The sequence below is a fragment of the Streptomyces sp. NBC_00989 genome (assembly GCF_045162655.1).
Classification (GTDB): Bacteria; Actinomycetota; Actinomycetes; order Streptomycetales; family Streptomycetaceae; genus Streptomyces.
In genome coordinates this window covers 3,610,266-3,632,303 of the sequence record NZ_CP108728.1, presented here as the reverse complement: position 1 = coordinate 3,632,303, position 22,038 = coordinate 3,610,266, and the positions used below count along the sequence as shown (strand labels likewise).

13 protein-coding genes are annotated in these 22,038 nt (G+C 71.9%); 10 read left to right on the top strand and 3 right to left on the bottom strand.

Annotated features, from left to right (window positions below; translation table 11 throughout):
- The first annotated feature begins 108 nt into the window (after positions 1-108).
- The 6 genes from infB to OG714_RS15450 all read left to right on the top strand — a co-directional run bounded on the left by infB (position 109) and on the right by OG714_RS15450 (position 10,407).
- Positions 109-3,300 (top strand): translation initiation factor IF-2, encoded by a 3,192-nt coding sequence (gene infB, locus OG714_RS15475; protein ID WP_406121451.1) that lies wholly within the window; start codon positions 109-111, stop codon positions 3,298-3,300.
- Positions 3,301-3,436: 136 nt separating this feature from the next.
- Positions 3,437-3,730 (top strand): DUF503 domain-containing protein, encoded by a 294-nt coding sequence (locus OG714_RS15470; RefSeq protein ID WP_019064765.1) that lies wholly within the window; start codon positions 3,437-3,439, stop codon positions 3,728-3,730.
- Between the two features lie 71 nt (positions 3,731-3,801).
- Positions 3,802-4,257 carry a 30S ribosome-binding factor RbfA gene (gene rbfA, locus OG714_RS15465; protein ID WP_019064766.1) on the top strand — a complete coding sequence of 152 codons (456 nt, stop codon included), beginning with the start codon at positions 3,802-3,804 and terminating at the stop codon, positions 4,255-4,257.
- Positions 4,254-5,159 carry a tRNA pseudouridine(55) synthase TruB gene (gene truB, locus OG714_RS15460; RefSeq protein ID WP_406121448.1) on the top strand — a complete coding sequence of 302 codons (906 nt, stop codon included), beginning with the start codon at positions 4,254-4,256 and terminating at the stop codon, positions 5,157-5,159. The genes rbfA and truB overlap by 4 nt, the downstream gene beginning before the upstream one ends.
- A gap of 279 nt (positions 5,160-5,438) precedes the next feature.
- Complete coding sequence (locus tag OG714_RS15455; RefSeq protein WP_406121447.1) at positions 5,439-9,308, top strand: trypsin-like peptidase domain-containing protein; 3,870 nt, start codon at positions 5,439-5,441, stop codon at positions 9,306-9,308.
- Positions 9,309-9,447: 139 nt separating this feature from the next.
- Positions 9,448-10,407, top strand: a complete 960-nt coding sequence (locus OG714_RS15450; protein WP_406121445.1) for a bifunctional riboflavin kinase/FAD synthetase — start codon at positions 9,448-9,450, stop codon at positions 10,405-10,407.
- An 80-nt stretch (positions 10,408-10,487) separates the two neighbouring features.
- Here OG714_RS15450 and OG714_RS15445 read toward each other — a convergent pair whose 3' ends face one another.
- From OG714_RS15445 to eccE, 3 genes are all read right to left on the bottom strand, one after another.
- The gene (locus OG714_RS15445; protein WP_406121443.1) at positions 10,488-13,985 is read right to left on the bottom strand and encodes an SCO5717 family growth-regulating ATPase; all 3,498 of its coding nucleotides are present in this window, start codon (positions 13,983-13,985) and stop codon (positions 10,488-10,490) included.
- A 380-nt stretch (positions 13,986-14,365) separates the two neighbouring features.
- Entirely contained in the window at positions 14,366-15,082 is a 717-nt protein-coding gene (locus tag OG714_RS15440; protein WP_406121442.1) for a hypothetical protein, read from the bottom strand.
- On the bottom strand, positions 15,079-16,413 hold the full coding sequence (gene eccE, locus OG714_RS15435) for a type VII secretion protein EccE (RefSeq protein ID WP_406121440.1): 1,335 nt from the start codon (positions 16,411-16,413) through the stop codon (positions 15,079-15,081). The genes OG714_RS15440 and eccE overlap by 4 nt, the downstream gene beginning before the upstream one ends.
- 198 nt (positions 16,414-16,611) lie before the next feature.
- Here eccE and eccB point away from each other — a divergent pair, with 198 nt between their 5' ends.
- From eccB to OG714_RS15415, 4 genes are all read left to right on the top strand, one after another.
- Positions 16,612-18,132 (top strand): type VII secretion protein EccB, encoded by a 1,521-nt coding sequence (gene eccB / locus OG714_RS15430; protein ID WP_406121438.1) that lies wholly within the window; start codon positions 16,612-16,614, stop codon positions 18,130-18,132.
- A gap of 12 nt (positions 18,133-18,144) precedes the next feature.
- The gene (gene mycP, locus OG714_RS15425; protein WP_406121436.1) at positions 18,145-19,410 is read left to right on the top strand and encodes a type VII secretion-associated serine protease mycosin; all 1,266 of its coding nucleotides are present in this window, start codon (positions 18,145-18,147) and stop codon (positions 19,408-19,410) included.
- A gap of 422 nt (positions 19,411-19,832) precedes the next feature.
- Positions 19,833-20,303 (top strand): hypothetical protein, encoded by a 471-nt coding sequence (locus OG714_RS15420; protein ID WP_406121434.1) that lies wholly within the window; start codon positions 19,833-19,835, stop codon positions 20,301-20,303.
- Between the two features lie 182 nt (positions 20,304-20,485).
- The gene (locus OG714_RS15415) at positions 20,486-22,021 is read left to right on the top strand and encodes a hypothetical protein (protein ID WP_406121432.1); all 1,536 of its coding nucleotides are present in this window, start codon (positions 20,486-20,488) and stop codon (positions 22,019-22,021) included.
- The last annotated feature ends 17 nt before the right edge of the window (positions 22,022-22,038 follow it).

Here is a 22,038-nt window from a genome sequence, read left to right as displayed (position 1 = left end):
CGCGAGTTGGAAGTAGGTCGAGATTGCGATGAGCACTCGATGAGCACGCGATGAGTACGCCCATGAAGTAGCGACGGTCCGGACGCACCCGGACCTAAAAGGAGCGAAGTGGCTAAGGTCCGGGTATACGAACTCGCCAAGGAGTTCGGGGTGGAGAGCAAGGTCGTCATGGCCAAGCTCCAAGAACTCGGTGAATTCGTCCGTTCGGCGTCCTCGACGATCGAGGCGCCCGTTGTACGCAAGCTGACAGACGCCCTCCAGCAGGGCAGCGGAGGCGGCAAGCCCGCCCCCGCACGCAAGGCTGCCCCGGCACGTCCGGGCGCCCCCTCTCCGGCGCAGGGTGCCCGTCCGGGTCCTGCTGCCCCGCGCCCGCCGGCCCCGAAGCCGGCCGTCGCCGAGAGCGCCGCCGCGGCTCCCGCAGCCCCGGCCGCGCCCGCCGCACCGGCCTCCGCCGGTGGTCCCCGTCCGGGCCCGCGGCCCGCGCCGCGTCCGGCCCCGGCCTCGCCGGCGCCGACCACGCCCGAGTTCACCGCCCCCCCGGCGGCTCCGGCGGCGGCTCCCGCCGCCCCTGCCTCCACCGGCGGTTCCAGTTCTGCCCCGCGTCCGGGCGCCCCGCGTCCGGCGAGCCAGGCCCCCCGTCCGGGCGGTGCCCGTCCGGCCGGTCCCGGCCAGGGTGGTCAGGGTCGGGGCGACCGTCCCGAGCGCAGTGACCGCGGCGACCGTCCCGGCGCTCCGCGTCCGGCCGGTCAGGGCGCGCGTCCCGGTGCTCGTCCGGCCGGTCCCCGTCCGGGCAACAACCCGTTCACCTCCGGTGGTTCCACCGGCATGGCGCGCCCCGGGGCTCCCCGTCCCGGTGCCCCGCGTCCCGGCGGTCAGGACCGTCCCGGTGGTGCTCCCGGCGGCGCTCCGCGTCCGCAGGGTGCCGGTCAGGGCGGTCCCCGTCCCCAGGGCGCTGCGGGCGGTGCCCGTCCGGGTGCTCCCGGTGGCGCGCGTCCGAGCCCGGGCGGCATGCCCCGCCCGCAGGGCGGCGCTCCGCGTCCCGGCGGTGGCCCCGGTGGCAACCGTCCGAACCCCGGCATGATGCCGCAGCGTCCCGCTGCGGGTAGCCCCCGTCCCGGTGGCGGCCCCGGTGGCCGCGGTCCCGGTGCCGGCGGCGGTCGTCCCGGTGGTCCGGGTGGCGGCGGCGGTCGTCCCGGTGGCGGCGGCGGCTTCGCCGGTCGTCCGGGTGGCGGCGGTGGCGGTTTCGCCGGTCGTCCCGCGGGTCCCGGTGGCGGTGGCGGCGGTTTCGCCGGTCGTCCGGGTGCTCCCGCCGGTGGCGGCGGTGGCCGTCCCGGCTTCGGTGGCCGTCCCGGTGGTCCGGGTGGCCGCGGTGGCACACAGGGCGCCTTCGGTCGTCCCGGTGGTCCCGCGCGTCGTGGTCGCAAGTCGAAGCGGCAGAGGCGCCAGGAGTACGAGGCCATGCAGGCCCCGTCGGTCGGCGGTGTGATGCTGCCTCGTGGCAACGGACAGTCCGTCCGTCTGTCGCGCGGTGCCTCGCTCACCGACTTCGCCGAGAAGATCAACGCCAACCCGGCGTCGCTCGTCGGCGTGATGATGAACCTCGGCGAGATGGTCACTGCCACGCAGTCCGTCTCCGACGAGACGCTGAAGCTCCTCGCGGACGAGATGAACTTCGTCCTCGAGATCGTCAGCCCCGAGGAGGAGGACCGCGAGCTGCTCGAGTCCTTCGACATCGAGTTCGGCGAGGACGAGGGTGGCGAGGAGTTCCTCGTCGCGCGTCCGCCGGTCGTGACCGTCATGGGTCACGTCGACCACGGTAAGACCCGACTGCTGGACACCATCCGCAAGACGAACGTCATCGCGGGCGAGGCCGGCGGTATCACGCAGCACATCGGTGCGTACCAGGTCGCCACCGAGGTCAACGGCGAAGAGCGTCGCATCACCTTCATCGACACCCCGGGCCACGAGGCGTTCACCGCCATGCGTGCCCGTGGTGCCAAGTCGACCGACATCGCGATCCTCGTGGTGGCGGCCAACGACGGTGTGATGCCCCAGACGATCGAGGCGCTGAACCACGCCAAGGCGGCCGACGTGCCGATCGTGGTCGCGGTCAACAAGATCGACGTCGAAGGCGCCGACCCGACCAAGGTGCGCGGTCAGCTCACCGAGTTCGGGCTGGTGGCCGAGGAGTACGGCGGCGACACCATGTTCGTCGACATCTCCGCCAAGCAGGGCCTCAACATCGAGAGCCTGCTGGAGGCCGTGGTCCTCACCGCGGACGCCTCGCTCGACCTGCGGGCCAACCCGGAGCAGGACGCGCAGGGCATCGCGATCGAGTCCCACCTGGACAAGGGCCGCGGCGCCGTCGCGACCGTCCTGGTCCAGCGCGGCACCCTGCGGGTCGGCGACACCATGGTGGTCGGCGACGCGTACGGCCGTGTCCGCGCGATGCTCGACGACAAGGGCGACAACGTGGAAGAGGCGGGTCCCTCGACTCCGGTCCTCGTCCTCGGACTCACCAACGTCCCGGGCGCCGGCGACAACTTCCTCGTCGTCGACGAGGACCGCACGGCACGTCAGATCGCCGAGAAGCGCGCGGCGCGCGAGCGCAACGCCAACTTCGCCCGGCGCGGAGTCCGGTTCTCCCTGGAGAACCTGGACGAGGCCCTCAAGGCCGGTCTGGTGCAGGAACTCAACCTCATCATCAAGGGCGACGCGTCCGGTTCGGTGGAGGCTCTCGAGTCCTCGCTGCTCCAGCTCGACGTCGGCGAAGAGGTCGACATCCGCGTCCTGCACCGCGGCGTGGGTGCGGTCACCGAGTCGGACATCGACCTGGCGACCGGCTCCGACGCGATCGTCATCGGCTTCAACGTCCGCGCTGCGGGCCGCGCGGCGCAGATGGCGGAGCGCGAGGGCGTCGACGTCCGGTACTACTCGGTGATCTACCAGGCCATCGAGGAGATCGAGGCGGCCCTGAAGGGCATGCTCAAGCCGGAGTACGAGGAGGTCGAGCTCGGCACGGCGGAGATCCGCGAGGTCTTCAAGTCGTCCAAGCTGGGCAACATCGCCGGTGTCCTGGTCCGTTCCGGAGAGGTCAAGCGCAACACCAAGGCGCGCCTCGTCCGCGACGGCAAGGTCATCGCGGAGAGCCTCAACATCTCCGGTCTGCGTCGCTTCAAGGACGACGTCACCGAGATCCGCGAAGGGTTCGAGGGCGGTATCAACCTCGGGAACTTCAACGACATCAAGGTCGACGACGTCATCGCGACGTACGAGATGCGCGAGAAGCCTCGCGGCTGATCGACACAGCACGCGATCGGGGCCGGTCGGCGGAGAGAATTTCCGTCGATCGGCCCCGGCCGTTGCGTGTACGGTTCCTGTATCGGCGTCCGAGACCGGCGCCCATACCCCGAACCGGCGGGACATCCGGACACACATGTATGTGGGGACTCTGTCCTTCGACCTGCTCCTCGGCGACGTCCACTCGCTGAAGGAGAAACGCTCTCTCGTCCGTCCGATCGTGGCCGAACTCCAGCGCAAGTACGCGGTGAGCGCGGCCGAGACGGGCAGTCAGGACCTCCATCGCAGGGCCGAGATCGGGCTCGCGGTGGTCTCCGGGGACACGGGACACCTCACCGACGTACTGGACCGCTGCGAGCGACTCGTCGCCGCGCGGCCCGAGGTGGAACTGCTCTCCGTTCGACGCAGACTCCACAGCGACGAAGACTGAAGCCGGACGAAGAGCGAAGCAAGCGGCAAGACGTAGTTGCAGCAAGACGTAGTTACTAAGGAGACGGACCAGTGGCCGACAACGCGCGTGCCAAGAGGCTGGCGGACCTCATCCGAGAGGTGGTGGCCAAGAAGCTGCAGCGCGGGATCAAGGATCCGCGGCTCGGCACGCACGTCACCATCACGGACACCCGGGTGACGGGTGACCTGCGGGAGGCGACCGTCTTCTACACGGTGTACGGGGACGACGAGGCGCGGGCCGAGGCGGCCGCCGGACTGGAGAGCGCCAAGGGCGTGCTCCGTTCCGCGGTGGGCGCCGCGGCGGGCGTGAAGTTCACGCCGACCCTCACCTTCGTCGCGGACGCCCTCCCGGACACCGCCAAGACCATCGAGGACCTCCTCGACAAGGCCCGGCAGTCCGACGAGAAGGTACGCGAGGTCTCGGCGGGCGCCGCGTACGCGGGTGACGCGGACCCGTACAAGAAGCCGGACGACGAGGACGACGACGAGGACGACACCGCCGAATGACCGAGAAAACCCGGACGCCCGACGGCCTTGTCATCGTGGACAAGCCGTCGGGCTTCACCTCGCACGACGTGGTCGCCAAGATGCGCGGCATCGCCCGCACCCGCCGCGTCGGGCACGCAGGCACCCTCGACCCGATGGCAACGGGCGTACTCGTCCTGGGAGTCGAGAAGGCGACAAAGCTCCTGGGGCATCTCGCCCTCACGGAGAAGGAGTACCTGGGCACGATCCGCCTGGGCCAGAGCACCCTGACCGACGACGCAGAGGGCGAGATCACGGGGTCGACAGACGCCTCGAAGGTCACCCGGGACGCCGTCGACGCCGGGATCGCCAAGCTCAGCGGCCAGATCATGCAGGTCCCGTCCAAGGTCAGTGCCATCAAGATCGACGGCGTGCGCTCGTACAAACGGGCCCGTGATGGCGAGGACTTCGAGATCCCCGCCCGCCCCGTCACCATCTCCTCCTTCGCGGTCTACGACGTCCGGGACGCCGTCGCCGAGGACGGCACCCCCGTCCTGGACCTGGTGGTCTCGGTGGTCTGCTCGTCCGGCACCTACATCCGGGCCCTGGCCCGCGACCTGGGCGAGGACCTCGGCGTGGGCGGCCATCTGACCGCCCTGCGCCGCACCCGCGTCGGCCCGTACAAGCTGGACGCGGCGAAGACCCTGGACCAGCTCCAGGAGGAGCTGACCGTGATGCCGATCGCCGAAGCCGCCGAGGCCGCGTTCCCGCGCTGGTCGGTGGACGAGAGGCGGGCCAAGCTGCTGCTCAACGGAGTCCGCCTGGACATCCCCGAGGAGTACACGGGCGCCGGCGCGGTCGGCGTCTTCGATCCCGAGGGCCGCTTCCTGGCACTCGTGGAGGAACAGAAGGGCAAGGCCAAGAGCCTCGCCGTCTTCGCCTGAGAGACACCCCGGGGGCGGGACCGAGGACCTGGCCGGTCCTCAAGTCCCGCCCGTGGAGCGGCGGTCACGGGGTCTACGTTCCCGCCGCTCCACGGTCCCCCCTCGGTTCCCCCACCCCTAGGGTGTATCCAACCCACCACGTCTATTCACCCGTCCGGGCAGGCGCTCGGAGTGAACCGAGGGAGCGGAAGGGGGCGCGTTCACCACGCGATCTGTCCCGCTGATCACGCCACGCCTACCGTCGAACACAGGGCATGGGTACGGCGGGGAGGTTCGACCATGGCGGGACGTGGCCCGCGGACGGGCGGCGGCCGTCGGACGCGGGAAGACGCACGGGCGGAGCGATCGACGCGGGGCGCCGCGCCCGCCGTCGACGACCTCGACGACACGGCCCCGGCGCGCGTCCGCGACCTGGACGAGTCCTTGGTACGCATCCGCGACCTCGCCGGACGCCCACGCGGCACCGGATTCGTCGCCGACCACCACGGCACGGTGATCACCAGCCACGAAGCGGTCGACGGACTGCCCCGCCTGGTCCTGCACGCCGCCGGCGACCGCACCTGCCTGGTGACCGCCGACGCGGTGACCCCGCTGCCCGCCCTCGACCTCGCCCTCGTCCGCACCGAGGGCCTCGGTGTCGACCCGCTCCCCGTCACCGTCCGGGACCGCGTCGAGACCGGCACCTACGTACGCGTCGCCGCGGACCGCTGGCGCGAGGCCCGCCTCCTGGGCGCGACCTCCGTGACCTACACCGCCACCGACCGCTTCCATCTCCTCGACGACGCCCTGGAGTTGGCGATCGGCACGGCGGGGCGGGACGCGCTGCGACTGGGTGGGGGAGCGGCCGGGGGGCCGGTCCTCGACGCGGTGACCGGCGCGGTGATCGGCGTCCTCGGCACGGCGTTGCAGTCCGGGCAACGGGACACCGGGTTCGCGGTGCCGTTGCGGCAAGTGCCGGGCGGGGAGCGGTCGTTGGATGACATCAATGGGCGGCTGGGCGACCTCCTCGCGCGCAACGCGGCGACCGTGCCCGCCTACGGCGCCGACCTCAACCTGGCGGGCGTCCTGGAACTGACGGCGACTTCGGTGGGGTCGGACGGGCCGCCGGGGGCGCTCGCGGGGTTCGTAGGCCCAGGTCGGGACGCCGAGGGCTCCTGCGTCATGGAGCCCGTCGAACGCCCCTCGGTGATAAGGGAGTTCACCGAGTTCGCCGCGGGCCCGGCCGCCGTGCTCGGGCTCGTCGGGGCCCCGGGCAGCGGCCGTACGACGGAACTCGCGGCGCTCGCCGCACGGCGCAACGGGGGTGCCGAACCGGCTCCCACGCTGTGGCTGCGCGGGGCCGATCTGCGGGACGGGGACGCTTCCGTGGCGGACGCGGTGCGCAGGACTGTGGAGCGGGCGGCACGGATCGTCGCGGCGTCCGTCTCGCTGCCGGGGGACTCCGGTGACCTCGGCGATGTCGGGCCCGAGCGGCTGGCGCGGGTCGCCCGTGACGCCGGGCGGCCGTTGCTGCTGCTGCTCGACGGGCCCGAGGAGATGCCGCCCGTGCTGGCGCACCGGCTGGACGAGTGGACCCGGGGGACGGGGGAGTGGCTGCGGGAGAGTGGGGCGCGGTTGGTGGTGGGGTGTCGGGCGGAGTACTGGGAAGGAGCGGGGGCGGGTTTTCCGGGGGAGCTGCTGTACGGCGGGTCTTCTTCCGGCGGGCCTGCGGTCGGCGAGGACGGTCCGGATCGCTCTGGGGTGCCTGCGGCTGACCATGCAGGTCCGGATCGCTCCGGGGCGTCTGCGGCTGACCGTGCAGGTCCGGCTTACTCCGGGGCGCCTGGGGCTGACCGTGCGGGTCCGCTTTTCTTCGAGGCGTCCGTGTCTGACGCGGCCGGTCCGGCTCATTCCGGGGCGCCCGCGCCTGATGACGCCGGTCCGTGTTCTTCAGCTCGTCCGGCGTTCGAGGACGAGGCCGTTCAGGCCGATGGGGGGTCTGGGGGCGCAGCCCCCAGGGCGGTGCTTCCGGCTTGCGTTCACCTTGGTGACCTGCGGCCGGACGAAGCACGCCGGGCCCGCGCCGCCTATGGACTCCCGGAGGGCGTCCTCACCGGAGCCGACGCCCGTCACCCCCTCACCCTCCGGCTTCTCTCCGAGGTGCTCGCCGCGCTGCCCGCATCCCCGGGCGCCCGGCTCGACCGGGACGACGTGTTCGCGGCCTACCTGGACCTCATGTGCCTCCGGATCGCGGTCCGGCTAGCCGCCGAGAACGGGCTGCGCGGCACCGCCGTACGGCGACTCGCGGCGAAGGTGTCCGGGCAGGTGCACGAGGCGGCGCGGCGCAGTCTCGGGCCGGGGCAGGGGGAGTTGGACCGGGAGTCGTTCGAGGTGGTGTTCCCGTGGGGACCCGCACCGGCGCGGCTCGGCGGCGGCACCGGGTGGGCGTCCGCCGTCCTCACCGAGGGCCTGCTCGTGCCGGCCGGGACCGGATACCGGTTCGCCCACGAGGAGTTGGCGGACTGGATCCAGGGCACGCACCTGGACCTCGACGAAGCTCTGCGCGCCCTGGTGCACCGGTCCCGTACCCCGCGGACCGGGCATCCCCTCCCCGTTCCGCACCACCGCATCGGCCCCGTCGTACAGGCCCTCCTGCTCCTCGCCCGGCAACACGGCACCCTTCAACTGGCCGTACGGCTGGAGGAGTTGGCGGGAGCCCTGGACGCCGACCCGGACTCCTGGTGGGCCGCGCGGCTGCTCGCCGGGGTGTTGCTGCGGGTGCCCGATGCCACGCCGTACAGCGGGGCGTTGCGGTTGCTGGCCGACCAGTTGGTGGCGCGGAGGCAGCAACAGGCGGGCGTGCCGAAGGAGTTCGCGCCGGAGTTCTGGACCGCGCTGCGTCTGCCGCAGGGCGAGCGGCTCGCGTTGCTGCGGCGGCTCGTGCTCGTCGACGGCGCCCCGCAGGGCACCGCGCCGGCCCGATTCCTGGACACCGCCGCCGAGTTGCTCGCCGCCGACCCCACCGCCGTACAGCCGTTGCTGACCCGGTGGTTCGACGACGAGCGGCCGTTGCCCGCGACGCCGGAGGCGACCGTGGCGACGGCCGCGCAGGCGTTGCTGCACACGCATCGGCGGCGGGCGCTGGACGATCTGACGGAGGTGCTCGTCGGCTGTGCGCATGGGCGGGCCGACGAACTCCTCGCCGTACTGGCCGAGGAGGAACCCTCGGCCGTGTGCCGGGCCGTGGACCGGTGGGCGCACGACGAGCGGCCGGCGCGCCGGGTGGCTGCGGTGGCGTACGGACTGCGGGCCGCCCCGCACGTACGGACCGAGGCCGACCGCGAACTCCTGCGCTACGCGGCCCAGTTCCTCCTCGCCCGCCCCGCCGACTCCACCCTGCACGGCGGCGCGCTCGCCCTCCTCGTCCGCGATCCGCACACCCGCGCCCGCCATCTCCCGCAGGCGCTACGGCACTTCGCGTCCGGCGACCCGCAGTTCCCGCCCAGCGCGCTGGCGGCTGCCCTGACCACGCACCCCGAACCGGTCCTGGAGGCCTTCCGCGCCCGGCTGCACGGACCGCACGCGAGCGAGGCGGTCCGCACGCTCGCCGACGTCGCGACCCCGGCCCTCGCCCGCCGGGCCGCCGCCCTGGTGCGCGAGACGGCCGTACGGTGGCCGGAGACGGCCGCCCACCTCGGCGTCTACGTCGACCGGTGCCTCGACCACGGCCCCACCGCCCGCGCCCTTCTGTTCCCCCTGGTCACCGGCCTCCTCGACGGCGGTCCCGCGTCGGTGCGGACCGCCCTCGCGGCCGTGCTCGCCGCCCCCGGCACCCCCGCCTCGCGCCCCCTGCGCCGCGAACTCCTGGAGTTCCAGCTCACGCACGAGCACGACCCCGCCGTACTGGACGCACTCCTGCACACGGCCGGCCGCCGCGACGACGACGAGATCCGCGACCTCGTCCACCGCACCGGCCGGCTGCTCGTCCGCACCCCCGCGGGCGCGACCCGTTTCGACCGCGGGCTCGTCGACCTGGGCCGCCACGTGCCCGGCTTCGCGGCCCTGATGGCCCGCTGGCTGGCCGACACCCCGGAGGACTGGGCCGCGGTGGTCGGACCCAGCACGCGGCGCATGATCGAGAACCTGGCCGGGGTGGGGGTTCCGGCATAGCGGCCTTTGTACGTGCGCCCGGTCACAGCCTCTATGCCGATGCGGGCCACAGGCCCCCGGCATGGCACCCTTAGACCTGCGTAAGAGGTCAACGACACAGGTCTACATACGGACACGGGTTCGATGAGGAGCGGTCACAGTGCAGCGCTGGCGTGGCTTGGAGGACATCCCTGAGGACTGGGGGCGCAGCGTCGTCACCATCGGTTCTTACGACGGGGTCCACCGCGGGCACCAGCTGATCATCCGGCATGCCGTGGAGCGCGCCCGTGAGCTGGGCGTTCCCTCGGTCGTCGTCACCTTCGACCCGCACCCCAGCGAGGTCGTGCGCCCCGGCAGCCACCCGCCGCTGCTCGCCCCGCACCACCGTCGTGCCGAACTGATGGCCGAGCTGGGGGTCGACGCGGCGCTGATCCTGCCGTTCACGAAAGAGTTCTCGAAGCTGTCCCCGGCCGACTTCGTGGTCAAGGTCCTGGTGGACAAGCTGCACGCGAAGGCGGTCGTCGAGGGCCCCAACTTCCGCTTCGGCCACAAGGCCGCGGGCAATGTGGCCTTCCTGATCGAGCAGGGCAAGACATACGACTTCGAGGTAGAGGTGGTGGATCTTTACGTGAGCGGTGCGGCGGGCGGTGGCGAGCCCTTCTCCTCCACACTGACCAGGCGCCTGGTCGCCGAGGGCGACGTCGAGGGCGCCCGCGAGATTCTCGGCCGTCCCCACCGGGTGGAGGGTGTCGTGGTGCGCGGTGCCCAGCGCGGTCGCGAGATGGGCTTCCCGACGGCCAACGTCGAGACCCTGCCCCACACGGCGATCCCGGCGGACGGCGTCTACGCCGGTTACCTCCACGTCCAGGGAGAGGCCATGCCGGCCGCGATCTCCGTCGGCACGAACCCGCAGTTCGACGGCACCGAGCGCACGGTGGAGGCGTACGCGATCGACCGCGTCGGCCTCGACCTGTACGGCCTGCATGTCGCCGTCGACTTCCTCGCCTTCGTGCGCGGCCAGGCGAAGTTCGACTCGCTGGAGGGCCTGCTGGAGCAGATCGCGCAGGACGTGAAGCGCTGCCGGGAACTGATCTCGACGGACGCGGGCGACGCCGGGTAACCGGTCTCGATCCCGTTCGTGTTTCTACGACGCCGAAGGGCGGCCGGTACCTGTGGGTACCGGCCGCCCTTCGCGTGCGCCTACTGCTGCGGGGGTGCGGGCGGAGGGGGCGGGGGCGGAGTCTGCTCGCCGTCCGGCTGGGCGTAGCCCGGGTGCTGCGGGTACGGCGGCGGAGGCTGCTGACCCGGGTGCTGGGGATACGGCGGGGCGGGCTGCTGCGCCGGGGGCTGGCCCTGCTGGGGGTAGGGCTGCTGGCCGTACAACTGCTGGCCGGGGTGCGGTGGTTGCGGCTGCGGTTGGTGCTGTGGCTGCTGCTGGGGGTAGGGACCCGGCTGACCGGGAGACTGCTGGCCCGGGTACGGCTGCTGGGCCGGATAGCCGGGCTGCCCCTGTTGCCCCGGCTGGCCTTGTTGTCCCGGGTACCCGGGGTATCCCTGCTGGCCCGGCATCGGCGGGGCCAGGACCGGGGGCGGGTTGCCGTCGCTCGTCCACAGGCCGTGCATCTGCTGGTGGCGGACGAAGTCCTCGGCGACCAGGGCGGCGAGGTTGAAGTACGACTCGCGTACCTTCGGCCGCATCATGTCGAGGTCGACCTCCGCGCCGGCGGCGAGATGCTCGTCGAACGGCACGACCACGACACCCCGGCAGCGCGTCTCGAAGTGGCTGACGATGTCCTCCACCTTGATCGTCTTACCGGTCTCGCGGACCCCCGAGATGACGGTGAGCGAGCGTGAGACCAGGTCGGCGTACCCGTGCGCCGACAGCCAGTCCAGCGTCGTACTCGCGCTGCTCGCACCGTCCACGGACGGCGTCGAGATGATGATGAGCTGGTCGGCGAGGTCGAGCACACCGCGCATCGCGCTGTAGAGCAGACCGGTACCCGAGTCGGTGAGGATGACCGGGTACTGCTTGCCCAGCACGTCGATCGCGCGCCGGTAGTCCTCGTCGTTGAACGTGGTCGACACGGCCGGGTCGACGTCGTTGGCGATGATCTCCAGCCCGGACGACGCCTGGGACGTGAACCGCCGGATGTCCATATAGGAGTTGAGGTACGGGATCGCCTGGACGAGGTCGCGGATGGTGGCGCCGGTCTCCCGCCGAACCCGGCGGCCGAGCGTGCCGGCGTCCGGGTTGGCGTCGATCGCGAGGATCTTGTCCTGGCGCTCGGTGGCGAGGGTGGAGCCGAGTGCGGTGGTGGTCGTGGTCTTGCCGACACCGCCCTTGAGGCTGATCACCGCGATCCGGTAGCACGACAGCACCGGCGTACGGATCAGCTCCAACTTCCGCTGCCGCTCGGCCTCTTCCTTCTTGCCGCCGAGCTTGAACCGCGAGGGCGCGGCACCGGGCCGGCCGCTCTTCGCCTTCTGCTTCTTGTTGCTGAGCAGCCGGTCCGACGACAGCTCCACGGCAGCGGTGTAACCCAGCGGCGCGGCAGCGGGGTTGGTCGGCTGCCGCTGGTCGTGCCGCATGGGCTGCGGCCAGGCGGCACCGGTGCGGGGGTCGACCGGGGGTTGGGCATGCGGTTGCGCCTGCGCCTGCGGCTGCGGCTGGGGTGCCTGCGGCGGCGGGACGGGGTTGCCTTGGGGGCCACCGGGCTGCGCGAACGGCGCGTCGACGGGGCCGTCTTGCGGGGGCAGGGGCGGATTGCCCGCGTGGCCTGCTTCGAGACCGGATACCCGGGGGTAGCCGTAGCCGCCGTCTTGCTGGTTCGGCGGTGCGGCGGGGGTGGGCTGGCCTTGTTGTGCGGGTGCCGGGGGGAAGGCGTAACTGCCTTGCTGGTTCGGTGTGTTGGGGGCGGGCGGACCCTGTTGCGCAGGCGGCTGTGGAAAGCCGTAGCCGCCGCTTTGCTGGTTGGGCGGTGCGGCGGGGGCGGGCGGGTCCTGTTGTGCGGGTGCCGGGGGGAAGCCGTAACTGCCCTGCTGGTTCGGCGCGTTGGGGCCGGGCGGGGTTTGCTGCACCGGCGCGGGTGGCGGCGGGAAGCCGTAGCCGCCGCCTTGCTCGTTGGGTGCGGCGGGGGTGGGCGGGGCCTGGTGCGCAGGTGACTGCGGGAAGCCGTAGCCGCCCTGTTGGTTCGGGGGTGCGGTGGTGGGCTGGGCCTGCTGCGCGGGCGGGAGCGGGAAGCCGTAGCCGCCGCCTTGCTGGTTCGGCGCGGCGGGAGTGGGCTGGCCTTGTTGTGCGGGTGCCGGGGGGAAGCCGTAACTGCCCTGCTGGTCCGGCGTATTGGGGGCGGGCTGGGCCTGCTGTGCCGGTGGCGGCGGGAAGCCGTAGCCGCTCTGCTGGTTCGGGGCAGGCGGTGCGTTCCAGGCGGCCGGGGCGGGTTGCGGTGCCTGCGGGTGGAACTGGGGTTGCTGCTGGGGCGGCGACGGCGGCTGCGCCGGGGGCGCGACGGGCTGCTGCGGTACGGGCGGCGGAGGTGCCGCGGCGTCCAACGGCGCGGGCTGTGGCTCCACTTGGGGCTGGACCTGGGGGTGGGGCTGTGCCGGCCACTGGTCGGCCGGGGCCGGGGCGGCGGGCTGGTAGGAGGGCGGCAGCGGTGGGACGCCACTCTGCGGGGCCGGCGGGGGAGTCCAGGCGGGCGGGGCTTCCTGGACATCAGCCTGTACGTCACCTTGCACGTCACCGGTGGCGTCCGTGGCCGGGTCGGCGGACTGGGGGGAGTCGGCCTCGGGAGTGGGCGTAGGCGCGGTGGTGTCGGCCCTGTCCGGCTCGTGCTCCGGGTCGGTGGCCAGCTCATCGGCCGGCTCATCCACCGGGGCGTCGGTCGAGTCGGCGGCGGGGTCGGTGTCGGGGGCTGCCGTGGACGCGGAGGCGTCGTCGGTGCTCTCGTCGTCGGCGGAGTTCGTGGATTCCGCGGATTCCGTGGAGTCCCCGGTGTCCGTTTCGGTGACCGTGCCGTCCTCGTCCTGCGTGCTGCTCACCTCGGCGGCGTCGGCGCCCTCGGAGGCACCGTTCTCCGGCACCTCGCCCTCGAACTCCGGCTCCTCGGGACCCGATTCAGCGTCGTCGGCAACCGAACCTTCGGCCGCTTCCGTGCCTTCGACGGAGCCCTCGTCACCCGCGGAAACCTCGGCCGGAGCCTCAGCCGGAGCCTCAGCCGGAGCCTCAGCCGGAGCCGCCGGGGTCTCCGTGTCGCCCTGCGCCGACGCGACCTCCGCCCCCGCACCCTGCTCCGCGATCTCCCGCTTCAACGCAGCGGAAGAGATCCGCATGGTCGCGCCACTTTCGAGGTCGCCGTTCTCAGGGTCCTCCTCGGCGGGGACCGCAGGCGGCGGAGCCGCGGCCGCAGGTGCCCAGCCGGCCTGGAAGCCGGAGTTGTCCGGCGGTGCGGGCACCGGGAACGGGGGGCCGACCGGGGGCGCCGACGGCGGAGGCGGCATCGCCGTGCCGCTCGCCGGAGTCGGCGGCGGCGAGGCCTGCGCGGACGCGCCCGACGCGCCGGACGAGTTCTGCGTGTACCAGGCCGGCGGCGCGTAGTCGATCGTGAACTCGCCCGTCATCTCGATGGCGGACTCGTCGTCGGGCTGGTCATCGCCGGGCGTGGCCCAGCCCCCGCGGATCCCGTCCCGATCGCTGCTCACAATTCCTCCTGGTGTGGTCGAGCACCCTCATGTCGTGCTGGGGCGACCGCTCGTGTCGTACGGGCCCGGTCCGTCGACAGCGTCGGGAACGGTCGGTCGGCGGCCCGAATCGATCGGATCCGCCCGGCCCGTCCCCCGAAGCGATGTCGGCCCGGCCGCGGGCCCAAACGCGGCGCCCGGTCCCAGCCTAATCACCACAAGCAACCTCACGGCAGGCCCGCCCACCTCTCCGCGCCCGTCCAACGCGCCACACGACGCCCTGAACCGGCACACGTGACCACCGACTACTCGCGCAAAACGGGTGGTAGTGGCACACATCCCCTACGAGAGAAGGGGCGAAAGTGTTCTAGTCGGTCAATGTCGGTCAGTGGTCCGCCGGTTCAGTCCATCCGGCGCGGTGTACCCAACAATCCGATCTCGGCGTCCGTGGGCTGTGTCATCACATACTGCTGGTCGCGGTCGCCGCACCAGATCGTGACGCCGTCGGGGAGCGTGGGCAGGGAGTCGACGTCGGCCCGGGGGAGCGCCATGGCACGGCCCAGCTCCGTCGCCTCGTCCGGCGAGATCCGCTGCACACCGACGAGCCGCGCCTGCCGTATGAGCCGAGGGGCGACGGGGCTGAGGTACGGCAGGAGGGTCAGCACGGACTGCCAGGGACCGGACACGACGCGCCCGCGCGGCGGACGCATGCCGCAGTCCCGCACCACGAGCACGGGTGTGCCCGCCGAGGCGCCCTGTGGCTGGACGCGGCCCACGTCGTACACCGCCAGGCCGTTCTGTCCGCCGCCCATGGCGTGGACCATCTGCATCCAGGCCTGCGGCCGGCCGGTCTCCACGGCGACGCGCGCACCGGTCGCCGCCGCTCTGAGGGCGATGACCTGTGCGGTCCACAGACCGCCGATGAGGACGACGTCGTACGGAGTGGGCCGGTTGAGGCCGAGCACCGCGGGCTGTCCCTCGGTGTCGACGCCGATCACGACGCCGTCGTCCCCGATGGGCAGCGCCAGCGCGTCCACCTGCTCGGGGGAGAGCACATGCCGTCCGTGCCGCGGACCGATCAGGCCGAAGCCGCTGCGCAGCACCGTCAGCGCGGTCATCGGGCACCTCCGAGGGGCAGCGTGGCGAGCACACCCGGGAGCTGCTCGCGGTCGAGCCGGGCCAGTGCCAGGCCCGTGTGCCGTGCCGCGCCCTCCAACGCGCGCCGCGCCGCGACCAGTTCGTCGTCGCTGCGGCCCGTCACTCGCAGGTGCCCGCACATCGACACCTCCTGGCGCTCCCCGCGCGCGAGCGTGAGGCTGAACGTGGTGGCGAGCGCCGGGGTGGCCGTGAGCAGAGCGATCAGCTGCGGCAACGACGGGCCGCGACCGCCCAGTTGGGGCCAGCGGCGGATCCAGTACGTCGTATGTCTGCGGTTGTCGCAGCGCCAGCTCCGGCTGGACTCCTCGGTCCGGCGCTCCCGCGTCTCGGTCCGGCCGGCCTCCGCCGTCACCAGGGGGTTCGCGCAGGCGGAGGTGGCGAGGGCCGCCGTCAGCTCCTCCTCGTTCAGGATCGTCGTGCGGAATCCGGCGCCGGTGAGGCGGCTCGCGAGATGGTCGGCGACGCGCACGACGCACTTCTGCGCACCGGTGAGCCCGCCGCCCCGGGCGGCCACGGCCTCCAGGCACTGCTCGGGGTCGAGCTTCAGCGCGATCCAGGTGATGCGCACCGCCGGGGCGCCGGTCTGCTCCTGCAGCGGCGCGTAGTTGGTGACGGCCACGGAGTGCTGGGGCAGGTGCAGCGCGGGTGCGGGCTGGGTGTGCAGCACGAGCTGCGCCGACTCCAGCCGGATGCCGTCCACTTCGAGCGCGTCCCGCACCAGCGAGAGCGGCAGCGGATGCCGGTTCCGGTCGGCCCGCAGCGCGGTGACGTCGGCTTCGACCTGCACGACGGCGGTCACGAAGGTGCCGTCCCCGATCAGCCCGATCGGACGCCGGTCCCGGCCGCCGTACGCATACGTCCGCAGGGTCGGGTCGCACTCGACGGCCGGAGCGAGACCGGGCTCCGTGCCCGGCGGGGTCTCCGTGTTCGCGGCGCTCTTCTGACGTGCCCGCAACGCCCGCGCGGTGCCCAGCCATTCGGGCAGGGAGCGGCCGCGCCGCCGGACGAAGGCGAGCAGCACGAGCGCCACGGCGACGACGCCCGCCGGCACCAGCGCCATGGGCGCGATCGCCCAGCCGACGAGAAGGACGGCCGCCGCGATCTCCAGCAGGACGAGCCGTTGCAACCGGAATGCCCCGCCCTGTCCGCGGCGCGTCCTGAGATGGAGTCCGCCCGCTCCCTGGGGCGGTGTGGCCGCCGCGGACGGCGGCTGCGCGGACCCCGGCCCGGGCGTCCCGGAGCCCCTCGTCCGCGACCGGTCACGAGACCGCGTCCGCGTTCCGGAAGCCATCACTCCATCCCCCCGTTTTACTCACAACTCACTGCTGTTTCAGCACCACATAGGGCCCCTGAAGGTCCAGGTACCCTACCCGCTCCCCACGTCCCCGCGGATACCAGGCATAGTAGGTGCCCGGTCTGACATCGATGGGCGGGGGACGGTGAACCCCCGAGCGCTGCCCAGGCGGAACACGGGGAGAGACAGACACAGATGGCATCTCGGCGGGACCAGCTCAACGCCTACACCTTCGCGAAGCGCCGCATGCTGGCGTCCTTCGTGCAGTCCTCCCCGGACGGTTCGGAGGAGGGGGCACCGCGACCGCTGCGCGGAGTGGTGCCCGGCGTCATCGTGGGCGTGGTCGTCATGGCGGTCTTCGGCGCCTGGGGCATGTTCAAACCGACGGCGCCCCAGGGCTGGGACACCCCCAAGTCGAAGGTGATCATCGCCAGCAAGTCGACCACCCGCTACGTCGTCCTGAAGACCGGCAAGACGGTCCAGCTGCACCCCGTCCTCAACATGGCGTCCGCGAAGCTGCTCCTCAACCCCGGCCAGGGCGAGGTCGTCACCGTCGACGAGTCGGTCCTCGACGGCGGCAAGATCCCGCACGGTGTCACCGTCGGCATCCCGTACGCCCCCGACCGTCTCCCCTCGGCGAGCGAGGCGGGCGCCGACAAGCGCTGGGCGGTCTGCGAGCGCCCGAGCGCGGGCGGCGGTTCCATCCAGAAGGCCGCGCTGGTCCTCGCCAAGCGCGACATGAAGAAGACCGAGGGCAAGCAGCGGCTGCGGGGCGGAGAACTGCTCTACGTCGTCGACCCGGACAAGAACCGCTACGTGGTGGACGCGAGCGGCACGGCGTACCGCGTGGACAGGAGCGACGAGTTGCTGCTGCGCGCCGTCGTCGGCACCGGCCGCGTGCCCGAGCGTGTCTCCCAGGAGTGGCTGGCCACCCTGCACCAGGGCGACCCGATCGCCTTCCCGAGCATCGGCGCCACACCCGGTACGGCCGCCGGCGCCCCGGGCGAGCTGGACGCGTCGACCAACAAGGTGGGCATGGTGCTCAAGGCGTCCGACGCCAGCGGTGAGCACTACTACGTAGTGCTTCCCAACAAGGTCGCGCAGGTCTCCGCGTTCGTCGCCCAACTCCTGCTGTCCAGCAAGGATCTGGCCCCGCTCGGCCAGGCCGGTCACGCCACCGGGGTGAGTGCGGGCGAGATCACCCCGGAGGGGACCTTCGGCGCCGAGAACCGCTGGCCCACCAACGAACCCACGGCCGTCAACGAGGCCTCGGACGCGTCCGGCAGCCGCAGCACGATCTGCAACGTCCTGGAGAAGGTCGGCGACAACGGCGCCACCACCCTGACGACCTGGGCGGGCACCGACTTCCCCGCCCCGCTCCCCACCGACTCCACCAGCGCCTACGTCACTCCCGGCTCCGGGCAGCTCTTCCGCCAGTTCCAGGGCGAGGAGACCAAGGCCGGTCCCGTCTTCCTGGTCACCGACACGGGGCTGCGGTACGTCCTTCAGTCCAACGCCGACAGCGCCACGAACGACGCGGGCATCGGTACGACGGCCAAGGAACGCCAGCAGGAGCAGCAGGAGGCCGAGCAGGCCCAGATCCGCCTCGGCTACGCCGACGTCGACCCGGCGCCGATCCCCGCCTCCTGGTCCGAGTTCCTGCCCACGGGCCCCCGCCTGTCGACGGCGGCGGCACGTCAACCGCAGGGCTCGTAGGGAGAGTTGGGCATGCCGTACACGACTTCCCCCCGTTCCCTCCGTGCCACGGCGGCGATGGCCGCCGTAGCCGCGACGCTGGCCGTGTCCACCGTGGTGCTCGCGCCTCCCGCGGCGGCGGAGGACAGCTTCTCGGACCAGTGCACGTTCCCCAACAAGGTGTATCCGGGCCGCCCTTGGGCCCTGCAACGCGTCCTTCTCGACGAGCTGTGGAGCCAGTCCAAGGGCAAGGGCGTACGGGTGGCGGTGATCGACACCGGCGTGGACGTGAAGAACCCCCAGCTCACCCATGCGGTGGACGTGAAGAGCGGCCGTAACCTCATGCCCAGGAACCTCAAGGACAGCAACGGCGACAAGATCGCGCGGGGCAGCGAGAACGGCACGACCGACACCGTGGGACACGGCACCAAGGTCGCCGGCATCATCGCCGCCCGCCCGATCAGCGGCACCGGTTTCGTGGGCCTGGCCCCCGAGGCGACCATCATCCCGATCGAGCAGAACGACGCGGACGGCCACGGCACGGCGCAGACGCTCGCCGCGGCGGTCACCTACGCGATCCAGGCCAAGGCCGACGTCATCAACATCTCGCAGGACACGTCGAACGCGGTGAAGCCCGATCCCTCCCTGGAGTCGGCGATCGACTCGGCCCTGTCGAAGAAGATCGTGGTGGTGGCGTCGGCGGGCAACGGCGGCCAGGGCGGCAACGTCAAGAAGACGTACCCGGCGTCCTTCCCGGGCGTCCTCGCCGTCGCGGCCTCCGACCGCAACAACGAACGCGCGTCCTTCTCCCAGTCCGGCGACTTCGTCGGCGTCGCGGCACCCGGCGTCGACATGATCTCCACCGTCCCCAAGGGCGGTCACTGCTCCGACAACGGTACGAGTTTCTCGGCGCCCTACGTCGCCGGCGTCGCCGCGTTGATCAAGGCGAAGCACCCGGACTGGACCGCCCGCGAGGTCGTCGCCCAGATCGAGCAGACCGCCGAGCGCACCATCGCCGGCCACGACCGCCTCGTCGGCTGGGGCGTCGTCGACCCGGTCCGCGCGCTCACGGAGGACGACCACCCGATCGAGTCCCCCGCCCCCCAGGACGGCCTCACCAAGGCCCAGGCCCCGTCCCCCGCGAAGCTCCAACTCGGCGAGACCCCCGACGAACACGACGCCCGCCTCGCGACCTACGTCGCCCTGGGCGCGGCCGTGCTGGTGGCGGGACTCGGCGGTACGGCGGTGGCGACGCGGGACGCGCGCAGGCGGGCGCGGAGGATCGCGGGGCTGGAGTGACGTCCTGACAAGGGACGCGGCGATGTCAAGGAGCGGTGACTCGGGAAGGAGCAGGCCGACGGCCCGAGTTGACGGCACCGGACGACGTCGTTCGCAATGGCCACGCAGCAACGACGGGTCCGCGTCACCCCTCGGCACGCCATGTCTCTCACACGCGTGTGTGCGGCTACGGCGATTGAGTAGGCGTACTCAGGCGCGTTGGCCCGTGGGTCACATAGCGTCAGGAGGCGGCAGCGGCCCAGATGGACGCGAGAGCGCGCGGTGAAGGAGCGGTGAAGCTTCGCCGGGTGGTAGCACAGCTGTCGCATAAGGCAGTTGGGACTGTCACAGGAAGCGACTAGAGTGATTGCGTTGCGGAGAGGAACGCTCAAGGAGTGCAGTCGCTCAGGGGCGAGCGACGAAAAACGGGGAGGGAAGGCATCATGCTTCCTGCGGACATGACAGGCGGGCCATCGCCGGAGACGGCTGCCGACCTCAAGGTCGGCGCCGACGTGCTGGCGACGTTCAAGCAGCGCATCGACAAACTGCTGTCCGAGTTCGAGGACTCGGCGGGCAGCGCTTCCAAGTTGGGTGCGCAGCGTGTCTCGAGGGCATCCCTCAGCGGGCACGGCCTCGACTTCCATGAGGCGGACGCACTGTTCGCCCAGTACCAGTCGGTCCACGAGCACATCACACAGCTGTCCAAGACGCTGGGGCTGCAGATCGAGGCCATGGGCATCGCGACACAGGGCGCGCAGAACGGCTTCGACAGCCTCGACGACGATCAGCGACGCCGGTTCTGGGAGATCCAGGTCGAGACGGACCGCTTGTACACCGAAGCCCAGGAGAAGAAGTCCGGCGAGGGCGAGCGGAAGCTGAGTGACGCCAAGAAGTCCACGAAGGGACTCCAGTAGTGAGCGGGGACGACAAGGCGCCTAAGGAACTCACCGACCAGCAGCGGGTCGACCTTCAGGTCGGCCAGGTCGACGCACTTGCCGGGGTGTCGGAGGTGATGCACGACGCGTTCGGAGCGAAGCGTGTCCGACTCCTGACGAACGGCAGGGTCACGGACTTCGAGGACCACAGACTCAACCCCATGATCGACCTGGTGCATCAGTCGAACCCCGCCGACCTGGAACATGCCGGCGAGGCGTTGGCGAAGGCGAGCAAGGCGATCAACGAAGCCGCCGTGGAGCTCAGGGGTCATCTCAAGCACGCGGGTGAGGACTGGCAGGGCGACGCCGGTACGGCGTTCCAGAAGTGGGGCGAAGGCCTCGCCACGCACACCGAGAGCCTGGCGACGTACGCCGACGGCGCCGGGGTGCAGGTCACGGCCGCGGCGACGGGGCTCGCTTCCGTGCGCAGCTCCTTGCCGCCGCGGGACACGCGTCCCGTCCTCGACCAGAAGAAGCCGGGACAGCTCCCGGTACTCCAGCAGTTCGAGGGCAACAAGCAGTACACCGAGGCGGTCCAGGTCGAGAAGGACCGCCAAGAGGCGATCAACCAGATGAACCGGCTGGCGTCGTTCTACTCGGTGTCGGGGTCGGAGCTGGCGAAGTTGGAGAAGGCGGCGCCGGAGCCGTATCGGGCGATGCCCGATGTGGGGGTGCAGGGGCCGGTCGATAGCCCGGGTCCGGGTGGCTCGGGTTCCACAGACAACTCCAACTCAGGATCAGTCCACCGAGCAGTTGTCCGTGAGAGTGGAGACGGCCACGTCAGTGTGCCGAGCGACGTCTCCGGAGACAAGCTGCCAACTGAGCATCATCCCGCGAACACGAATCTCGACGTGCATCGGCCCACTGTCGGTACTGAGATCAACAGCGTCGGCACGCTGCCACCGGAAACCGTGAAGCCGACGCCAGTGACTCCCACGCCGTCCGTGACAGGGCCCAGTGGTCCTTCGGCGGGAATGCTGCCTCCCATGGGGACAGGTGCGGTACCTCCCGCCTTCGGGGGACCGGTCGGGCGCGCTGCCGGACTTGGCGGCAGGACCCCTGGATCGGCTCAAGGGCGGGTTTCCACCTCTGAGGGAACCACTGCTGGAGGCCGCACAGCACGTGGCGCCGCGGGACCGGTGGGCCGTGCATCCGCGGTTGGCCAACAGGGCGCCCGTGGGCCTGCATCTGCGACGGGCAGATCGCCCATGGGACGAGGTGTCACCGGCGGTGTGCCCAGAAGCGCGGGTACGACCGGTTCACGCACAGGCGGTGCGCCGGGTGGGCGCGTGGGCGGCGTGGCCGGTCAGCCTTCGCCTCGGACCGGCCCTGGAGCCACGGGCGCTGCGCGAACGGGTGGTGTGGTCGGTGGTAGGCCCACTTCTCAACCCGGCCCCAATGCGACAGGTGCCAGGGTTCCACGCGGCACGGTCGTCGGCGGCGAGGGAGCATCCGGTGCTCGTCCGAACGGTGAAAAGCCGGGCCAGCGCGGAGTGATCGGCGCGAACAAGCCGGCGCCGGGCACGGAGCAGGGACAGACCCAGCGTCGGCCTCCGGGTAACGCGGACGGCGTTGTCGGCGCGCCCGCGAGTCGTGCCACTGGCAGGACAGAGCGGCGTCAACAGCACTCCGCCGAGGACAAGAAGCGCTCACGTGACGACGCGCGGCGCGGCGATGCGCCGTCGGCGACCGACTGACCGAAACGACCGAGGAC

Excerpts from the sequence above, each read along its gene's own strand:
- OG714_RS15455 (WP_406121447.1), top strand. The coding sequence starts at position 5,439 with ATGGCGGGACGTGGCCCGCGGACGGGCGGCGGCCGTCGGACGCGGGAA.
- mycP (WP_406121436.1), top strand. The coding sequence starts at position 18,145 with ATGCCGTACACGACTTCCCCCCGTTCCCTCCGTGCCACGGCGGCGATG.
- eccE (WP_406121440.1), bottom strand. The coding sequence starts at position 16,413 with ATGGCTTCCGGAACGCGGACGCGGTCTCGTGACCGGTCGCGGACGAGG.
- OG714_RS15440 (WP_406121442.1), bottom strand. The coding sequence starts at position 15,082 with ATGACCGCGCTGACGGTGCTGCGCAGCGGCTTCGGCCTGATCGGTCCG.
- truB (WP_406121448.1), top strand. The coding sequence starts at position 4,254 with ATGACCGAGAAAACCCGGACGCCCGACGGCCTTGTCATCGTGGACAAG.
- OG714_RS15415 (WP_406121432.1), top strand. The coding sequence starts at position 20,486 with ATGATCGACCTGGTGCATCAGTCGAACCCCGCCGACCTGGAACATGCC.
- eccB (WP_406121438.1), top strand. The coding sequence starts at position 16,612 with ATGGCATCTCGGCGGGACCAGCTCAACGCCTACACCTTCGCGAAGCGC.
- OG714_RS15420 (WP_406121434.1), top strand. The coding sequence starts at position 19,833 with ATGCTTCCTGCGGACATGACAGGCGGGCCATCGCCGGAGACGGCTGCC.
- OG714_RS15470 (WP_019064765.1), top strand. The coding sequence starts at position 3,437 with ATGTATGTGGGGACTCTGTCCTTCGACCTGCTCCTCGGCGACGTCCAC.